Origin of the sequence: Halobacillus kuroshimensis DSM 18393 (assembly GCF_000425705.1) — a bacterium.
GTDB lineage: Bacteria > Bacillota > Bacilli > Bacillales > Halobacillaceae > Halobacillus > Halobacillus kuroshimensis.
On sequence record NZ_AUDY01000014.1, the window covers coordinates 39,582 to 57,139 of the forward strand.

Consider the following 17,558-nt stretch of genomic DNA (forward strand, 5'->3'; position numbering starts at 1 on the left):
AAATGGTATAGTGTAATTGTTGGAAAATTCATTCAATGAGAGGCGCTGCAGATGAGAGACGAACTGTCGATTAAGGATGTAGCTGAAACGTTTGATGTAACGAAGCGGACGATCCGGTATTACGAAGAAATCGGCTTAATCAGGCCGGAACGGAATCTCCAGGGACGAAGGATGTTCTCCCCTGGCGACCTCACAAGAATCCGACTCATATTTCGTGGCAAAAAGTATGGCTTTCATCTGGAAGAAATCAAGGAAATGATCGAACTTTTTGATCAAGACCCTTCCGGAGTGAGCCAGCTGGAAAGGACCATGTCTTACGGCAGGGAAAAGATGCAGGAAGTGGACATTAGAATCCGTGAACTATTGGAATTAAAGAAGGAAATGGAAGCTTGGATGGAAAGGTTTGAGCAGGAATTGAGGGAGCGGAGAGGAGAAACGCTGTGAATGTATCAGAAATGCTGGCTTATCAGGCAAGAAAGTATCCGGATAAAGATGGATTGATTTCACCCGATCGACGATTGAGCTATAAGGAATGGAATGAACAGGTGAATCAAATGGCCCGTGCCTTCATGAGACTTGGTGTCGAACGTGGGGATAAAATCGTCATTCACATGCCGAACACAATCGAGTTTATAGTGGGCTACTTTGCGGCTCACCGGGCGGGAGCGGTGGTCGTTCCCATTCATGCCCGATTGATAGAGAAGGAAGTTTCCTATATTTATGATCACAGTGATGCGGTCGTCCTGCTTACACATGAACAGACGTGGCCACAAGTCAAAGGGCTTGCAGAGGACAACACGGGCACCTTTATTAAAACCGGGGCTTCCCAAGGTAACTGGCTCTCCTACTCTGCTCTTCTGGCTCAGGAAGAGGCGCTGGAAGTCGTGAATGATGCCTCTGAAGAGGAGGAGGCTTCCATTTTGTATACGTCAGGAACGACGGGGACGCCAAAAGGAGTTGTGTTTACGCACAAAAATATACTAAGCGTTTCCATTATGATGGCGATTGAAATGGAGATGAAAGTTTCGAGCCGGATTCTTCATATGATGCCACTCAGCCATTCCGCTCCGCTTCACTTGTTTTTAACCGCAGGTACCTATGTCGGAGCTACCCATGTTACAGCGTCATCATTTACGCCTGATCTTTTGCTGGAACTCGCATCCAGAGAGAAAACGACGCATTTCTTTGGGGCACCTGTCGCCTATTTAATGACAGCCAGACATCCGGATGTTGCAGATACAGACATGAGCTGGATGAAACACTGGGTTTATGGAGGAGCACCACTTTCCCGTACGGAGGTGGATTTCATACAAGAACAGTTGGACACAGAGAGCCTGTACTGTGTATATGGATTAACAGAAGCCGGTCCCAACGGTACTCTTCTGCTTCCGTCAGAGCATGAGAGAAAAGCAGGAAGTATCGGTCAGCGTGCGGCTCTCAACTGTGAAATGAAAATCGCCCGTGACGATGGGCAGGAAACCGGAGCGGGTGAGGTGGGCGAAATCTGTCTGCGGGGAGATGGAGTCATGAAAGCCTACTACAAAGACCCGGACCTCACCAGAGAAGTCATGCAGGACGGATGGTTGAAAACCGGTGATCTCGCTGTGCGGGATGAGGAGGGGTATGTGTGGGTGGTCGATCGAATGAAAGATATGATCATCTCGGGAGGTGTCAATATCTATCCGCGGGAAATTGAAACCATCCTCCTGCAGCATCCTCTTATTGAGGATGCTGCGGTGACGGGCGTCCCCCATCCCGACTGGGGTGAAACGGTGAAGGCCTTTATCGTTTCGCACAGCAGGATCGATCAATTGGAAGAGGAGTGCCGGTCCTTTCTGGAAAACCACTTGGCAGGGTATAAAATCCCGAGGTTGTATGAAGAAGTTCAGGAGCTGCCTCGTAATGCCACAGGCAAGCTGTTAAAGCACAGGCTTCGAGAAGAAAATCAACAGGTTCAGGGGGAGCGGTCATGAACTTTTTTCTAAATGATGAGAATCTTCAGCATGTACTGAAGCAATCCTGGAATGAACCTTTTCAGAAATGGGCCTTCCCCAAGCTGGAAAATTACGGTGCGATGTGTGCTCACGATATTGATGAGCGCGCGGCGTACACCGACAGAGATGGCCGGCCTGTTTTGATTAAGTATGACAAAATGGGGCGGGATATTTCCTATGTGCGTCTCAATGAAGGGTACTTGAAGACCGTTCGGGATACCTACAACACTGGTATTGTAGGTTTTGTTCATAAACCGATTCCGGAACTAGGGGTGCCGGGGGATTACACGTATTCCTTTGCTCTCGGTTACCTGCTCTCCCAGGCAGAGCCCGGCTTTTACTGTCCGGTCACCCTTACAATGGCTACTGCGTATTTAATCGATCATTACGCTGATGACCAATTGAAAGCTAAATATCTGCCTCACGTTCTATCCACAGGAGAGGTGGACCTTTTTGAAGGAGCGACTTTCTTAACCGAGCGCCAGGGAGGATCGGATGTTGGGGCAAATGAGGTCAAGGCCGTGAAGGAGGGGGACGTCTACCACCTTTATGGGGAAAAATATTTTGCCAGTAACGCCGGTGCCTGTGGTGTCGCTATGGTTCTGGCCAGGGTGGAAGGTGCGCAGAAGGGGACGAAAGGATTGAGTCTGTTCCTCGTGCCCTGGCGTGGCGGGGATGGACAGCTGAACGGAATTCAAATCCGCCGTTTGAAAGACAAGCTCGGAGTCCGGGCTGTTCCATCAGCCGAGGTGGAATTTGCAGGAGCTGAGGGTTACTTAGTAGGAGAGGCGGACAGAGGGTTTTATTACATGATGGAAGCCTTGAACCTTTCCCGGATATGCAATGCCGTGGCTTCAATTGGAATTATGCGCCGCTCAGTCACCGAATCCCTTGCCTATGCGAAAGAACGGGAGGCGTTTGGGGGCAGGCTGATTGACTACCCGATGATTCAGGATACCCTTTCCACTATGACAATGAAGCAGGAAGTGGAAACGCGGGCGGTGTTTCACATGATTCGTGCCTTTGACCGCATGGTTCATGCTTCAGAACACCGTCCGGAAGAAGAGGTGCTGAACCGGCTTCGTATTGCTGTATTAAAAAAGGAATCGGCAGAACAGGCGGTTCACTTTGCCCAGGAAGCCATTGAACTTCATGGAGGAAATGGGTATATCGAGGATTTTGTCACTCCCCGACTGCTTCGTGATGCCCAGGTGCTTACAGTCTGGGAGGGGACGGCGAACATCCTTGGGCTTGAGGTTTTGCGGCTGTTCCATAAGTATCAGGCCCACCAGTTGTTTTACGATGAGCTTAAAGCACGAATGGATGTCTTGGAAAAGGATGAGGATGTGCGTGCGGTCGACGAATACTTGGAAGATTTTCTTGAAGAATCCAGACGGATGATGCAGATGAAGGAACGGGAGCAGACCTTTTACAGCAAACGCCTCGCCAAAAAGATGGCTCTGCTCTATGAAGGGGTCACCGCACTGGAGATGAAAAGAGAAGGCGGACGGACAGAAAAGGCCGCCAGCTTGTATCTCCACCTTCATTTTCACCGCGAATCAAACTTGGAAGATCCATTGGTCCTTCAGTATGCAGATGATCTGTTATACCGGACGGCCGTCAAACCTTAAACAGACAGCCCCCTCTTGCAGGGGGCTGTTTTTCGTTGGGCGGCTGAACCGGCTTTTTTCAAAAGATTCTGTTATGATAGGGAAGAATGCATACGGATGGTAATTCTTGTTTGACGCGTCATCTTTATCATGTTAGCATATTAGCAAGCTAAAGGATTTGGTGAAAGGATGGGTTCCATTGGTGAAACGTCTGATGTTTGAAAAACCTTTGGGAATGCGGGACACGCTTCCCTTTTTTTATAAACAAAAATCGAAAGCAAGAAGAAATTTATCGGAAACGATCCTATCTTACGGCTATTCGTTTATGGATACGCCGATTATGGAATATCACGATACCGTCGGTCAGGTGAGTGCCACACTTGATCAGCAGCTGTTCAAGCTGCTTGACCAGCAGGGGCATACACTTGTCCTCCGTCCGGATTTGACGGCTCCCATTGCGCGCGTGGCGGCTTCTCAGCTGAAAAACAGTGAGTTCCCTCTCCGTCTGGCCTATGACGGTCCGGTCTTCCGTGCACAGCAGGCAGAAGGAGGAAAGCCTGCCCAGTTTGAACAAGTGGGAACAGAACTCATTGGCGATCATTCTTCCTATGGAGACGCGGAAGTGATTGCTCTTCTTGTTGAATCCTTAAAGCAGACGGGGCTGGACGACTTTGTCATTACGGTCGGACACATCGGGTACGTGAAAGCCTTTTTCAACGATCTGCTTGGAGATGATCAGGAAACGATCGATGAGCTGCTGAACTACCTTTACCGAAAAAATTATGTCGGCTATAAAGAAGCCGTCAAATCCCTGGATGCTCCGGCGGATAAAAAACAATCCCTTCTCCAGCTGCTCACGTTGAAAGGCGGAGAAGAAATCTTTGAATACAGCCGCTCGCTTGCCCGCAATCAGTCCTGCATGCAGGCAGTGAATGAATTAAAACAGCTCCACAGGCTTCTGGAGCAGTACGGGGTGCAGCAGTACATTCAGTTTGATTTGAATCTGATCAGTCATATGGATTATTACACAGGAGTCCTGTTTGAAGGCTACGCTCCTCACTTGGGAGCCATGCTCTGCAATGGAGGGCGCTATGATACACTCCTTCCTTCTTTCCAGCTCAATGCATCGGCAACAGGGTTTGCCATTCATCTGGAGCGTTTAGTAGAAGCCTTGAATGACCAGGAGGACGAAGATGAGCGCATGGCTGTCATTGTGGACGATGAAACACACAGCCTGGGCATTGAAGAAGCGAAGAAATACCGACAGGAAGGGTACGCGGTCCTGCTGCAGCACGTGGATCAGATCCCTGATATCCAAGCCTTCCAGCAGGAGCTTTCCCAAACGGTTGATTTAACGAAAAAAGGAGGGAAATCAGAATGAGTAAGCCTTTGACAATTGCTATGCCGAAAGGGCGGATCTATAAAGAAGCGGCGGCTCTTATGGAAAAGGCCGGCTATGAACTTGGAGCCGATCTCGATGATTCCCGTAAATTGATCCTCGAGTTTCCGGACCAGAACATCCGGGTCATGATGGCTAAACCGATGGATGTTGTCACGTATGTAGAATACGGAGCAGCTGATATCGGCATTGCCGGTAAGGACGTCCTTTTGGAACAAGATCGTGATGTCTATGAAGTACTGGACTTGAAAATCAGCCCATGCTACGTAGCGGTTGCTGGTCTTCCGGATCAGCCGCTGAGCCGGATCGCACCTAAAATTGCAACCAAATATCCGAAGGTCGCCTCCGATTATTTCCGTGAACAAGGAGAGCAGATCGAAATTATTCCCTTGAATGGATCGATTGAGCTTGCGCCATTGATCGGACTTGCGGATCGTATTGTCGATATAGTATCCACCGGACGGACACTGAAGGAAAACGGTCTTGTCGAATATGAAAAGATTGCCGATATTACTTCGCGTCTGATCGTGAACCCTGTCAGCTACCGGCTGAAAAGTACAGAGATTGAACAGATGGTTACCAATTTAAGTGAAGTGATGGAGGGGATCCGGACATGAGAATCATCAATAGAACGGACCTGCCTTCGTTAAAGCGCAGTGTTGATCAGGGAACACAAGAGCAGCGCGCATCAGTCCAGAATATCATTGCCCGGGTGAAACAAGAGGGAGATCAGGCTGTGCGTGACTTTACGGAGCAGTTCGACGGTGTCACCCTTGAGAAAATGAAAGTGACAAAAGAAGAGTTTGAACAGGCCTATGAATCCGTCGATGGGGAGTTTGTCAGCATCCTGGAAGAAGCGGCGGCTAACATCCGCGCTTTTCATGAGAAACAAAAAACCTCCTCATGGTTCGATACGAATCCAGACGGGACGTTGCTCGGACAGAAGATTACGCCGATTGATGCGGCCGGCGTTTACGTGCCGGGGGGGACCGCGGCTTATCCATCTTCTGTATTCATGAACGTCATTCCGGCTCAAGCAGCCGGCGTGGAAAAGATCGTCATGGTAACCCCGCCCGGAGAAGACGGACAAGTGCCTGCCGGTGTGCTGCTTGCAGCCCACATCCTCGGCGTGGAACATGTGTATAAAGTGGGGGGAGCCCAGGCGGTTGCCGCTCTTGCCTATGGTACGGAAACGATTCCGGCTGTCGATAAAATCACAGGACCTGGGAATGTTTTTGTAGCCCTTGCCAAGCGGGAGGTGTTCGGGGATGTCGATATCGATATGATCGCAGGACCAAGTGAAATCGCTGTGCTTGCTGATGAGACAGCGAAAGCAGAAGAAATTGCTGCTGATCTGTTGTCCCAGGCGGAACACGACGCCCGCTCATCCAGTGTCCTTGTAACGACAAGCTCTCAGCTCGCTGAGGATGTCAATGAAGCGGTGCTGCAGCAGGTTGAGAAACTTCCACGCAAGGAAATCGCCGGAAAAAGCGTGGGAGACTACGGGATGATCGTTTTGTGCAGGGATCATGAAGAAGCGGTATCGGCCGTCAATGAAATGGCGCCGGAGCACCTTGAAGTGATGACCGCGTCGCCTTTTGATGATCTCGCGAAGATTAAGCATGCAGGGGCGATTTTCCTCGGTCCCTACAGCAGTGAGCCGGTCGGGGATTATTTCGCAGGACCGAACCATGTCCTCCCCACCAACGGGACGGCCCGTTTTTCCAGCCCGTTGAATGTCGATGACTTTGTGAAAAAATCGAGTATCATATCCTACAGTGAACAGGCCTTGAAGACGAATGCAGACAAAATTGCCCGCTTCGCCAGACTGGAAGGCCTTGAAGGCCACGCCCGGGCCGTTGAAATCAGAAAGGAGCGCTGGACATGACAGAACGACGCAACGCCAGCATCGAACGAAAAACAAGAGAAACAGATATCAGCCTCGATTTCACGATCGACGGTCAGGGGAAGGCAGATCTGGACGTACAGGTTCCATTCCTTTCCCATATGCTGGAGCTGTTCGCTAAGCACGGCCTCTTTGATCTGACGGTCAGAGGCTATGGAGATGTGGAGGTGGACGACCACCATTTAACCGAGGATATCGGCATCTGCCTCGGCCAGACGCTGCGGCAGGCGGTAGGCGATAAATTCGGAATGAAACGTTATGGATCGATGACTCTCCCGATGGATGAAACGCTCGTCACGGTAGCCGTTGACTTAAGTGACCGCCCTCATCTGGAATGGCGTGCAGAACTTCCGAAAGACCGAGTAGGGACCTTTGATACCGAAAATGTCCATGAATTTTTCTGGAAGCTTGCGGTAGAAGCAAGAATGAATCTGCATATCGTCCTCCACCACGGACACAACACCCACCACATTATTGAAGCCATGTTCAAAGCCTTGGCACGCGCATTGGATGAAGCTACACAGATTGATCCACGGGTACAGGGAGTTCCGAGTACGAAGGGGAGTTTGTAAACATGATCGGTGTGATTGATTACGGCATGGGAAACCTCTTCAGTGTTTCGAAAGCACTGGAGCGTTTGAATATCGAATACAAAATCGGGGACCGACCTGATCAGCTTCACGGATGTGACGGCTATATCCTGCCTGGAGTGGGAGCTTTCCCGGATGCGATGAAAGCCTTGGCAGAGCACCAGTTTATCGGTTTTATCCACCAGAAAGTGGAGGAAGGAGTGCCGCTGTACGGCATCTGTCTTGGCATGCAGCTGCTTTTTGAAAGCAGTGAAGAAGGCGGCTGGACAGATGGACTGGGTATTTTCCCAGGAACCATCCGCCGCTTTTCCGGGATCGATGAAAACGGCCGGGCCTACAAAGTACCTCACATGGGATGGAACCAGATGAACATCCGGCGTCCGGAAAAAGAGCTGTTGACCGATGTGGAGAACGAGTACGTCTACTTCGTTCACTCCTATGCGGCCGTCACAGAGGACGAGGATATTTTATATGCCACGGCGGATTATCACAGCGACGTACCGGCCATTGTAGGACGGGATCACGTCGTGGCCAGTCAGTTCCACCCGGAAAAAAGCGGTCGTGCAGGTATGCAGCTGTTGGAAAACTTCTGCCGGATGATGTGCAGACAATAAGGAGGGGCACGAGATGAGTTTTACGATTTATCCTGCTATCGATATGCGCGGCGGAAAATGTGTGCGGTTGGAGCAGGGAGACTTTGATAAAGAGACCATTTATGGGGAAAACCCCTTTGAGATTGCCGGACAGTTCGCAGAAGCCGGAGCATCATGGATCCATATGGTGGATCTGGATGGAGCGAAAGAAGGATCCAGGCAAAATGCTGAATTTGTGCTTCAGGCAGCCAGAAAACTGAACAGCCGTATTCAGATTGGCGGCGGTATTCGTTCTGAAGCGGATGTGAAATATTATCTGGACCAGGGTGTCGACCGCGTCATTATTGGTTCCCTCGCTGTCAGTGATATTGAAACAACGAAAGAGCTGCTGGCCAAATACGGCAGCCGGATCGCCATCGGGCTTGATGCAAGAGATGGGTATGTCTCCACAGCCGGATGGCTGGAGCAGTCGGAAATCAAGGCGGTCGATCTGGCGAAAGAGCTTGTGGAAGCTGGTGCCCGGACATTCATCTACACAGATATAGCTAAAGACGGGATGCTGGCAGGACCGAATACAAAGGAAATCGTCCGTCTGGCTGAGGAAGCCGGGGTGGATGTCATCGCTTCCGGAGGCATCAAGGACCTTGGTGATCTTCAGGAATTAAAACAGTACCGTGATCGGAATGTGGCAGGATCGATCGTAGGAAAGGCACTGTATACGAACCAGTTCACATTAGAAGATGCCCTCGATTTGGAGGTGGAGTAATGCTTTCCAAACGGATTATTCCATGTCTTGATGTAAAAGAAGGACGGGTCGTCAAAGGGATTCAGTTTGTCGATATCAGAGACGCTGGGGATCCAGTTGAACTTGCCAAAGTCTATGATGAGCAGGGAGCCGATGAGCTCGTTTTCCTTGATATATCTGCCAGTCACGAAGGGAAGAAAACGATGATTGATGTCGTCCGCTCGGTCGCCTCAGAGCTTGCGATTCCTTTTACTGTCGGTGGTGGTATCCGTACACTTGAGGATATTAAAGAGACATTGAGAAATGGAGCCGATAAAGTGTCCTTGAATTCATCTGCCGTCCAGCGCCCTGAATTAATTACCGAAGGCGCCGATTATTTTGGCAGCCAGTGCATCGTCGTCGCGATTGATGCCAGATATGACGAACCATCTGATAACTGGGTTGTTTATACGCACGGAGGCCGGACGCCGACCGAGTGGTCTCTCACCGATTGGGCTCAGGAAGCGGTGAGACGTGGGGCGGGTGAAATTCTGCTCACTTCCATGAACAAGGATGGGGAGAAGACTGGTTTTGACCTGCCGATGCTGGAAGCTGTTCAAAGCGTCGTAAGCGTACCGGTCATTGCTTCCGGTGGTGCCGGTTCCAGTGAACATTTTTATGATGTGTTTACAAAGGTGGATGCAGATGCGGCCCTTGCCGCTTCCATTTTCCACTATAAAGAAACATCTGTAGGAAACGTGAAACGTTACTTAAAAGATAAAGGGGTGCCGATCCGATGAACATCAATGAAGTGAAATTTGACGAGCAGGGCCTGGTACCGGCGATTGTCCAGGATGAGCGCTCAAAAGAAGTATTGACCCTCGCTTATATGAATAAGGAGTCTCTTGAAAAAACACTGAAGATTGGAGAAACGGTCTTTTACAGCCGTTCCAGAAAAGAACTGTGGCACAAAGGGGAGACGTCCGGAAATACTCAGCAGGTGAAACAGATCAAGTACGACTGTGATCAGGACGCTCTGCTCGTGCAGGTGATTCCGGCCGGACCGGCCTGTCACACGGGAAGCTACAGTTGTTTTTCTGAAACACTGTCCGGTGAACAGACAGAAGCAAAAGAAAACCGCTATGCTATTCTTGATGAGCTCCAGTCGGTCCTGGCCGAGCGGAAGTCTCTTCTACCAGAAGACTCTTACACGTCCAAGCTTTTCCAGGAAGGTGTCGACCGGATTGCCAAGAAAATTGGAGAAGAAGCCGGAGAAGTGATTATTGCGGCTAAAAACGATGACCCGGCTGAGATGGCACTGGAATCTGCCGATCTTCTTTTCCACCTGCTTATGATTTTGACAGATCGAGGTGTACCGCTTGATGATGTCCTGCGTGTGTTGGAGGAAAGACATTCCTAAGAGAGATTCCTTTTTTCTCCTATTTCTCGCTTCCTATTTATGTTATACTGCATAATTAGTGAGATTTGATACGTATTAGGGGGACAGTCATGACAACATCAGTAAAAGGGACAGCGGCACGACAGAATACGAATGTTATCCCATTTCTGCCTTCAGGTAAGTTTTATTTTACCCATGGGATCCAGGCTTTTCAAAAGCGTCGTTTCAATGCCGCTGTCAAGTGGCTGAAGAAAGCTATCGAAGCCTCTCCCGAAGAACCTCTATACCCATGCCAGCTTTCAGTGGTCTACACGGAAGTTGGCTCTTATCATGCAGCCAACCAGGTGTTGACGGAAGTGCTCGCCAATTTCGGTAAGGAATACGTCGACTGCTATTACTTGATGGCGAACAATTACGCTCATCTAGGTCTGCTCAGTGATGCGAAAAAATACGTGGACACGTACCTCGAACAACCAGGTGATGGGGAATTTGAGGAAGCAGCTGAACAGTTAAAGGAAATGCTGGATTCGCTTGAGGAAGAGGAAGAAGAGGATGAGGACGAGTGGGCTTTCGAAGATGAAGATGAGCTTTTGATTTATCAGGAAACTGCCTTTTATCATTTGGAACAGGAAGAGTGGGAGCAGGCACTTCAGCTTCTTGAAGAAATGATGGACATGTTCCCTGAGTTTACGATGGCGAAGCATAAGTATGCCTTCGCTCTTTATATGAACGGCAGCGAGGAAGAAGCGGTGAATCTCGAGCGCTCGATTATAGCTGAGGACCCCTCTGACATTCACAGCCACGTGAATCTTGCTGTATTCCATTTGAAAAATGGGCAGCAGGAAGAAGCGATGCATCATATCCATCAGCTGCGCAACGTCTTTCCCATGCACGAACAGCAGAAGCTGGCTGTAGCCGAAACCCTGGCACGTGCAGGGTTTTATCAGGAATCCATCGAACGGTTCCGGGCACTGAAGGATAAACAGGTTGTGAGAAGACGGGTGTACTACAAATGGTACAGCATCGCACTTTATCATACAGGGCAGCCGGCAAAGGCTCTTCAAATGTGGGAAAAGGGCTGCAAGCAGTTCCCTCCAATGGCTGAAGAAGGCGGTCCCTGGTCGGATCAGGTTTAACAACCACGGGCAGAGGAAACAGCAGGGTCTTTCTCTCTGACCGGAAACGCTGAAGCAGATCTTTGCTGAAGAGGAGAAACTTTTCTTCGAAGGTCTGTTTTCGTATGTATGTGCTGTCATGAAAAGGTGCGGCCTGTTCCTGTCCTGCTGCGGTTTAAGCGCCTCCCGCTCCTCTTATAAGCACATTAATGGACGGTTTTCGTATGATTTACTATGATATGTACAGGAAACAACAAGTGATTTGGAATCATAAGGAGTTGAAGATAGATGAGTGAAGAACGTATTTATGATGTAATTATCGCTGGCGCCGGCCCTGCTGGTATGACAGCAGCCGTTTATACGTCTCGTGCGAATCTGGATACGCTCATGATCGAGCGTGGAATTCCAGGCGGACAGATGGCCAATACAGAAGATGTAGAAAACTACCCGGGCTATGAAAGCATTCTTGGACCGGACCTTTCTAATAAAATGTTCGACCATGCGAAGAAGTTTGGGGCAGAATATGCCTATGGCGATATTAAAGAAGTAATCGACGGGAAAGAATATAAAACAGTGAAAGCAGGCAATAAAGAGTACAAAGCCCGTGCTGTCATCGTAACGACAGGTGCCCAGTACAAAGAACTCGGCGTCCCTGGTGAAAAAGAGCTTGGAGGACGCGGTGTATCCTACTGCGCCGTATGTGATGGGGCTTTCTTCCGGGATAAAGAGCTTGTCGTTGTCGGCGGCGGAGACTCTGCCGTAGAAGAAGGTGTGTACTTGACCCGCTTTGCGAGCAAGGTAACAATTGTGCACCGCCGTGACGAACTGCGCGCTCAGAAAATCCTTCAGGATCGTGCCTTTGATAATGATAAAATTGATTTCATCTGGGATACAGTTGTCAAGACCATCAATGATAAAGATGGAAAGGTCGGCAGTGTCACTCTTCATAACAGAAAAACGGATGAAGAATATGATTTCGATACCAATGGAGCTTTCATCTATATTGGTATGATCCCGTTGAGCCAGCCGTTCACAAGCCTTGGCATTACCAATGAGCAGGGCTACATTGAAACGGACGAAAATATGGAAACGAAAGTGCCGGGCGTCTTCGCAGCCGGAGATATCCGTGAAAAAGAACTGCGTCAAATTGTTACAGCAACAGGTGACGGCAGTATTGCAGCCCAGTCTGCACAGCACTATATTGAGAATCTTCTAGAGGAATTAAAAGTCGTCAATTAAAGATATAATATTTTAACGCTGATGTAACATCTGTGAAATATTCTTTTGTTACGCTGAAGATAATTAATTGACCCCCTTTTAATAGAGTTCGCTCTATAAGACACAGGTGCTTCTCATCTGTGTCTTTTTTTTATGATCAAGTCTTGAACGATGTCTTTCTTCCAAAGAGGTCCTTTCGGAAAATCAGCTCATAATATTGTTGCCGTGTGTGTATTCATTGTATAATGGGGGGAGATGCCCTCCAGACAGAAAATGAGGTGACGTACGAACGATGCAGCGTGTAGCCAATTGTGTTTTACGTTCAAATGACAAAATATTGATGCTTAAAAAACCGCGCAGAGGCTGGTATGTAGCTCCTGGAGGAAAAATGGAACCTGGAGAAAACATTAAGGATTCAGCTGTGCGTGAGTTTAAAGAGGAAACAGGACTTGATATTGAAAACCCTGAACTGAGGGGATCTTTTACTTTTATCATGAGGGAAGAGGAAAAGACGGCTCAGGAATGGATGATGTTCACCTTTTATACGACGAGTTATACTGGTGAACTGCTTGAGGAAAGTGAAGAAGGTGAACTGGAATGGGTCCCTGTCGATGAAGTGCTGAACAAGCCCATGGCTGAGGGTGACCGTGAGATATTCAGACATATTCTAAGCAGTGATCACCAACTTTATGGAACATTTGTATATACGACGGATTTCCAACTGATCGATCAGGATCTGGATCCGTCATGACCTGACGAATGGGGAGCGATGGAGATGCATGTAGATGCAAATGAAACTCAGCTGGTAATTATTACTGGAATGTCAGGGGCAGGGAAAACCGTGGCTGTTCAAAGCTTTGAAGATCTCGGTTTTTTTTGTGTGGACAACCTGCCGCCTGCCCTTCTGCCTAAATTCCTGGAATTGATGAAGGACTCCAGCAACAACATACAGAATGTGGCTCTTGTCATGGATTTGAGAGGGCGGGAATTTTTCGATGCGCTTTTTGATTCACTGGACAAGCTGGGGAAAGAAAACTGGCTGCAGGAGCATATTCTTTTCCTTGATGCAGAGGACCAATCCCTCGTTTCAAGGTATAAAGAAACACGCCGCTCCCACCCGCTTGCCAAAGAAGGACTTCCTCTTGAGGGGATCCGTAAAGAACGAAAAATGCTTGATGAGCTTAGAGGCCGTTCCCAGACGATCATTGATACCACTTCATTGAAGCCGAAGGAACTGCGGGAGCGTATTATTGAAAGCTACAGACAGAAGGAACAGCAGGTATTTTCGGTTCAGATGGTGTCCTTCGGCTTCAAATACGGGGTGCCGATTGATGCGGATTTAATGTTTGACGTGCGTTTTCTTCCCAACCCCCATTACGTGGAGCAGATGCGTCCGCTGACAGGTCTGAATTCCGAGGTGTCCTCCTATGTGTTCAAGTGGAGCGATACACAGAAGTTCCTGGAAAAGCTGAAGGATCTGCTACAGTTCATGCTTCCCCAATATAAACGGGAAGGCAAAAGTCAGCTTGTTATCGCCATCGGCTGTACCGGAGGCCAGCACCGCTCTGTAGCTTTGGCGGAGCATCTATCCGAATATTTCTCAAGCGATTTCGTGACCCACGTAACCCACAGGGATATCGAAAAAAGGAAGGGTTTGTAATAGATGGATTCAAAGACGAAGCCGCGTGTCGTCGTCATCGGGGGCGGCACCGGAATGCCCGTCCTCCTGCGGGGACTGAAAAAATTACCAGTTGATCTTTCAGCCATCGTAACGGTTGCTGATGACGGGGGGAGTTCAGGGAGACTCCGAACGGAAATGGCCATCCCTGCTCCGGGAGATATCCGGAACGTGGTAGCCGCTCTGTCAGATGCAGAGCCTATGCTGCTTGACTTGTTTCAACATCGTTTTTCCAACGGTAACGGCCTTTCCGGCCATTCTATGGGAAATCTCCTTCTGGCAGCCATGGCGTCCATGACAGGGGATTTTTATAAAGGGATTAAGGAAATCTCCCGGGTGTTGAATGTCCGCGGAAATATATATCCCATTGCCAACCACAGCATGAACCTTCACGCGGAAATGGAGGACGGAACGATCGTAACCGGGGAATCAAGCATACCGAAACAAGGAAAACGAATAAAACGGGTGTTTGTCAGTCCAACACCGGTCCAGCCGCTTCCGGAAGCTGTGGAAGCCATTCATTCGGCAGATTTAATTGTCATCGCTCCGGGCAGTCTATATACGAGCATCCTGCCGAACATTATCATTCCTGAAATTGGTCATGCGCTGAAAGAAACGAAGGCAAAAGTAACGTATATCTGCAACGTTATGACCCAGGAAGGCGAAACGTCCGGCTATTCTGCAGGTGATCATATCCAGGCACTGGTTGATCACATCGGCCGTGACGTGGTACAGTCAGTAATTGTGCACAACAGACCCATCGACCAGCAGGTCCGTAAAAAGTATGCCGAAGAAAATGCTGAACCGGTGATTTATGATATTGACCGGATCAAATCGATGGGTGTCCAAGTGATTGAAGAAGATATTATTGATCATGATAAAGTGATGCTGCGCCATGATACAGCTAAATTGGCGCGTCTTTTACATTCCATGCTTTAAGAAAGTGATTGTTGTTAGGAAAGGGGGGATCGGAATGTCCTTTGCATCTGAAATAAAAAAAGAGCTGACAAACGTAGAAGCAGATATGGGATCGATGGAAGCGGAACTGGCTGCGCTCGTCCGGATGAATGGAACGTTCTCCTTATCGAACCGCCAGTACATTCTGGATGTGCAGACGGAAAACGCGGCTATTGCCCGCAGGATCTATACACTGATCAAGAAGATTTACCCATACCCTGTTGAACTTCTCGTGCGTAAAAAAATGCGTTTGAAGAAGAATAATGTATATATTGTAAGACTTGCGGAAAAGGCGGATGTTGTATTGGAGGACCTTGAAATATTAAAAGGGCCGTTATCCATTAACCCAAATATCCCAAAGAAGTATTTGAAAGATACAAGTTGTAAACGGGCGTATTTGAGAGGGGCCTTTCTTGCCGGAGGTTCTGTCAATAATCCGGAAACTTCGTCTTATCACCTGGAAATTTATTCTGCGGATGAGGAACACAACGAGGCGTTGTGTAAGCTGATGAACAGCTTTGACCTGCATGCCCGGACGCTGAGCAGGAAAAAAGGGTATATCACTTACTTGAAAGAAGCCGATAAGATCACAGAGCTGATCAGTAATATCGGAGCCCATCAGGCGTTATTCAAGTTCGAAGATGTCCGGATTGTCAGAGATATGAGAAATTCCGTAAACCGTCTGGTGAACTGCGAGACGGCCAACCTGAATAAAACCATTGGTGCGGCCTTCCGCCAGGTGGAGAATATAAAATTTATCAAGCGTACAGTAGGACTGGAGGCTCTTCCGGATAAGCTTCAAGAGATTGCTTCCCTTCGTCTTCAATACCAGGAAGTTTCGCTGAAGGAACTGGGGGAGTACGTCTCCGGCGGAACAATCAGTAAATCCGGCATTAACCACAGACTGAGAAAAATTGATGAATTCGCTGACCGGGTTAGAAAAGGTGAAGTCACAGAAAAGTCCAGAAACTGATTCATCTTCGAATTCATTCGTGCTATAATAAAAGACAATTATAACGCTTTCGTAAGGAGAGCGTTCTTTTTTCACCCATTTGATAACGCTTACAAAAATGGCGTGAACAAGAAAGGAGAATGACCAGTGTTGGAAAAAACGATTAAAATCGAATTGGAAACCGGCCTTCAGGCAAGACCTGCTGCCTTGTTTGTTCAGGAAGCTAATAAATTTTCCGCGGACATCTTCATTGAAAAAGAGGAAAAACGTGTGAATGCAAAAAGTATCATGGGGTTAATGAGTCTTGCGGTTGGCACCGACGAAGAAGTGAAAATTATCGCAGACGGCTCTGATGAAGAACAGGTCATTCAAATGTTAACGGCATTTGTGCAACCTGCGTAAGCTTCATTATGTGAATCAATGAACGTGTCGAATAAGAGAACGTTCTCATATAAAACATAAAAAAATCCGCTGGAGTTCCAGCGGATTTTTAAGAGATGTCATTAAACGTTCTTTTCCATCACTTTGTCGATTAGTCCGTACTCAACAGCTTCGTGTGCAGACATGAAGTTGTCGCGGTCTGTATCGCGTTCGATGACCTCGTACGGCTGACCTGTACGTTCGGCAAGAATCTGGTTCAGTTTCTCGCGCATTTTGATGATACGCTTTGCGTGAATTTCAATGTCAGATGCCTGACCCTGTGTACCGCCTAGTGGCTGGTGGATCATGACTTCACTGTTTGGAAGAGCATAACGCTTCCCAGGCTCACCAGCGTTCAGAAGGAAGGCGCCCATAGATGCTGCCATACCTGTGCAGATGGTAGATACATTCGGCTTGATGAACTGCATCGTATCGTAGATCGCCATTCCTGCAGTAATGGAACCACCTGGGGAGTTAATGTATAGGGAAATATCTTTTTCAGGGTCATCTGCTGCAAGGAACAACAGCTGAGCTACAACAGAGTTCGAGATGTTGTCATCAATCGGGCTGCCGAGCATAATGATACGGTCTTTAAGTAAGCGGGAGTAGATGTCATAAGCACGCTCTCCCCGGTTTGTTTGTTCAATAACTGTAGGGACTAAATTCATTGTAAGTTCCTCCTTATCATCACTTGATTATCTTTGAGATACATTCATCATACCTTTAAGGTCAATAAAGGTCAAACAAAAACAATCGACGATATCCGCAGCCGTTAAATCAGACGGAAGAGACGGATTCCTTCTACCATCATACCCTTAATTGTCTGTAATAAACGTAGGATATAAAAATCCGTGGAACATCCGGGGATCTTCCTATATAATTGTTTTAAGACCTCGCTTCTCTGTCACTGTACAGGAAGAATTCTGCGGAGTTGCAGGGACGCCCGACGGACAGTGGATCGTTTTATAACGAGTAGTCGTACCAAATGAAATTATTTTTAAAA

Annotated in this window: 18 protein-coding genes and 1 pseudogene; 18 read left to right on the forward strand and 1 reads right to left on the reverse strand. The window is 48.3% G+C overall.

Translation table 11 applies throughout. The features are described 5' to 3' along the window. The first annotated feature begins 51 nt into the window (after positions 1 to 51). From H615_RS0117245 to H615_RS0117330, 18 genes are all read left to right on the forward strand, one after another. The gene (locus tag H615_RS0117245) at positions 52 to 444 is read left to right on the forward strand and encodes a MerR family transcriptional regulator (protein ID WP_027956303.1); all 393 of its coding nucleotides are present in this window, start codon (positions 52 to 54) and stop codon (positions 442 to 444) included. Then, positions 441 to 1,973: a class I adenylate-forming enzyme family protein gene (locus H615_RS0117250; RefSeq protein WP_027956304.1), complete on the forward strand. Its 1,533-nt coding sequence runs from the start codon at positions 441 to 443 to the stop codon at positions 1,971 to 1,973. The genes H615_RS0117245 and H615_RS0117250 overlap by 4 nt, the downstream gene beginning before the upstream one ends. Then, positions 1,970 to 3,625, forward strand: coding sequence for an acyl-CoA dehydrogenase family protein (locus H615_RS0117255; protein WP_027956305.1), 1,656 nt, complete (start codon positions 1,970 to 1,972; stop codon positions 3,623 to 3,625). Before H615_RS0117250 ends, H615_RS0117255 begins: the two co-directional genes overlap by 4 nt. Positions 3,626 to 3,803: 178 nt before the next feature. Continuing rightward, positions 3,804 to 4,985: an ATP phosphoribosyltransferase regulatory subunit gene (locus H615_RS0117260; protein WP_027956306.1), complete on the forward strand. Its 1,182-nt coding sequence runs from the start codon at positions 3,804 to 3,806 to the stop codon at positions 4,983 to 4,985. Further along, the gene (hisG, locus tag H615_RS0117265; RefSeq protein ID WP_027956307.1) at positions 4,982 to 5,620 is read left to right on the forward strand and encodes an ATP phosphoribosyltransferase; all 639 of its coding nucleotides are present in this window, start codon (positions 4,982 to 4,984) and stop codon (positions 5,618 to 5,620) included. The genes H615_RS0117260 and hisG overlap by 4 nt, the downstream gene beginning before the upstream one ends. Next, complete coding sequence (gene hisD / locus H615_RS0117270) at positions 5,617 to 6,891, forward strand: histidinol dehydrogenase (protein ID WP_027956308.1); 1,275 nt, start codon at positions 5,617 to 5,619, stop codon at positions 6,889 to 6,891. The genes hisG and hisD overlap by 4 nt, the downstream gene beginning before the upstream one ends. Next, entirely contained in the window at positions 6,888 to 7,481 is a 594-nt protein-coding gene (gene hisB / locus H615_RS0117275) for an imidazoleglycerol-phosphate dehydratase HisB (RefSeq protein WP_027956309.1), read from the forward strand. The genes hisD and hisB overlap by 4 nt, the downstream gene beginning before the upstream one ends. Before the next feature lie 2 nt (positions 7,482 to 7,483). Continuing rightward, on the forward strand, positions 7,484 to 8,113 hold the full coding sequence (gene hisH / locus H615_RS0117280; protein WP_027956310.1) for an imidazole glycerol phosphate synthase subunit HisH: 630 nt from the start codon (positions 7,484 to 7,486) through the stop codon (positions 8,111 to 8,113). Positions 8,114 to 8,126: 13 nt separating this feature from the next. After that, positions 8,127 to 8,858 (forward strand): 1-(5-phosphoribosyl)-5-[(5-phosphoribosylamino)methylideneamino]imidazole-4-carboxamide isomerase, encoded by a 732-nt coding sequence (gene hisA, locus H615_RS0117285; protein WP_027956311.1) that lies wholly within the window; start codon positions 8,127 to 8,129, stop codon positions 8,856 to 8,858. Further along, positions 8,858 to 9,616, forward strand: coding sequence for an imidazole glycerol phosphate synthase subunit HisF (gene hisF, locus H615_RS0117290; protein WP_027956312.1), 759 nt, complete (start codon positions 8,858 to 8,860; stop codon positions 9,614 to 9,616). The genes hisA and hisF overlap by 1 nt, the downstream gene beginning before the upstream one ends. Further along, entirely contained in the window at positions 9,613 to 10,236 is a 624-nt protein-coding gene (hisIE, locus tag H615_RS0117295; RefSeq protein WP_027956313.1) for a bifunctional phosphoribosyl-AMP cyclohydrolase/phosphoribosyl-ATP diphosphatase HisIE, read from the forward strand. Before hisF ends, hisIE begins: the two co-directional genes overlap by 4 nt. An 89-nt stretch (positions 10,237 to 10,325) precedes the next feature. Continuing rightward, positions 10,326 to 11,351: a tetratricopeptide repeat protein gene (locus H615_RS0117300; protein ID WP_027956314.1), complete on the forward strand. Its 1,026-nt coding sequence runs from the start codon at positions 10,326 to 10,328 to the stop codon at positions 11,349 to 11,351. Positions 11,352 to 11,618: 267 nt separating this feature from the next. Next, a complete protein-coding gene (trxB, locus tag H615_RS0117305; RefSeq protein WP_027956315.1) occupies positions 11,619 to 12,569 on the forward strand; it encodes a thioredoxin-disulfide reductase in 951 nt (316 codons plus the stop codon). Between the two features lie 271 nt (positions 12,570 to 12,840). Further along, entirely contained in the window at positions 12,841 to 13,299 is a 459-nt protein-coding gene (locus tag H615_RS0117310; protein ID WP_027956316.1) for an 8-oxo-dGTP diphosphatase, read from the forward strand. A gap of 24 nt (positions 13,300 to 13,323) precedes the next feature. Then, positions 13,324 to 14,208: an RNase adapter RapZ gene (rapZ, locus tag H615_RS0117315; protein ID WP_027956317.1), complete on the forward strand. Its 885-nt coding sequence runs from the start codon at positions 13,324 to 13,326 to the stop codon at positions 14,206 to 14,208. 3 nt (positions 14,209 to 14,211) lie between these two features. Next, positions 14,212 to 15,165: a gluconeogenesis factor YvcK family protein gene (locus H615_RS0117320; RefSeq protein ID WP_027956318.1), complete on the forward strand. Its 954-nt coding sequence runs from the start codon at positions 14,212 to 14,214 to the stop codon at positions 15,163 to 15,165. A 34-nt stretch (positions 15,166 to 15,199) separates the two neighbouring features. Further along, positions 15,200 to 16,156, forward strand: coding sequence for a DNA-binding protein WhiA (gene whiA / locus H615_RS0117325; RefSeq protein ID WP_027956319.1), 957 nt, complete (start codon positions 15,200 to 15,202; stop codon positions 16,154 to 16,156). Between the two features lie 126 nt (positions 16,157 to 16,282). After that, positions 16,283 to 16,537 carry an HPr family phosphocarrier protein gene (locus tag H615_RS0117330; protein WP_027956320.1) on the forward strand — a complete coding sequence of 85 codons (255 nt, stop codon included), beginning with the start codon at positions 16,283 to 16,285 and terminating at the stop codon, positions 16,535 to 16,537. 101 nt (positions 16,538 to 16,638) lie between these two features. Here the strand turns inward: H615_RS0117330 and clpP are convergent. Further along, positions 16,639 to 17,226 (reverse strand): annotated as a pseudogene (clpP, locus tag H615_RS0117335) (ATP-dependent Clp endopeptidase proteolytic subunit ClpP); the annotation flags it as partial. Positions 17,227 to 17,558: the final 332 nt, after the last annotated feature.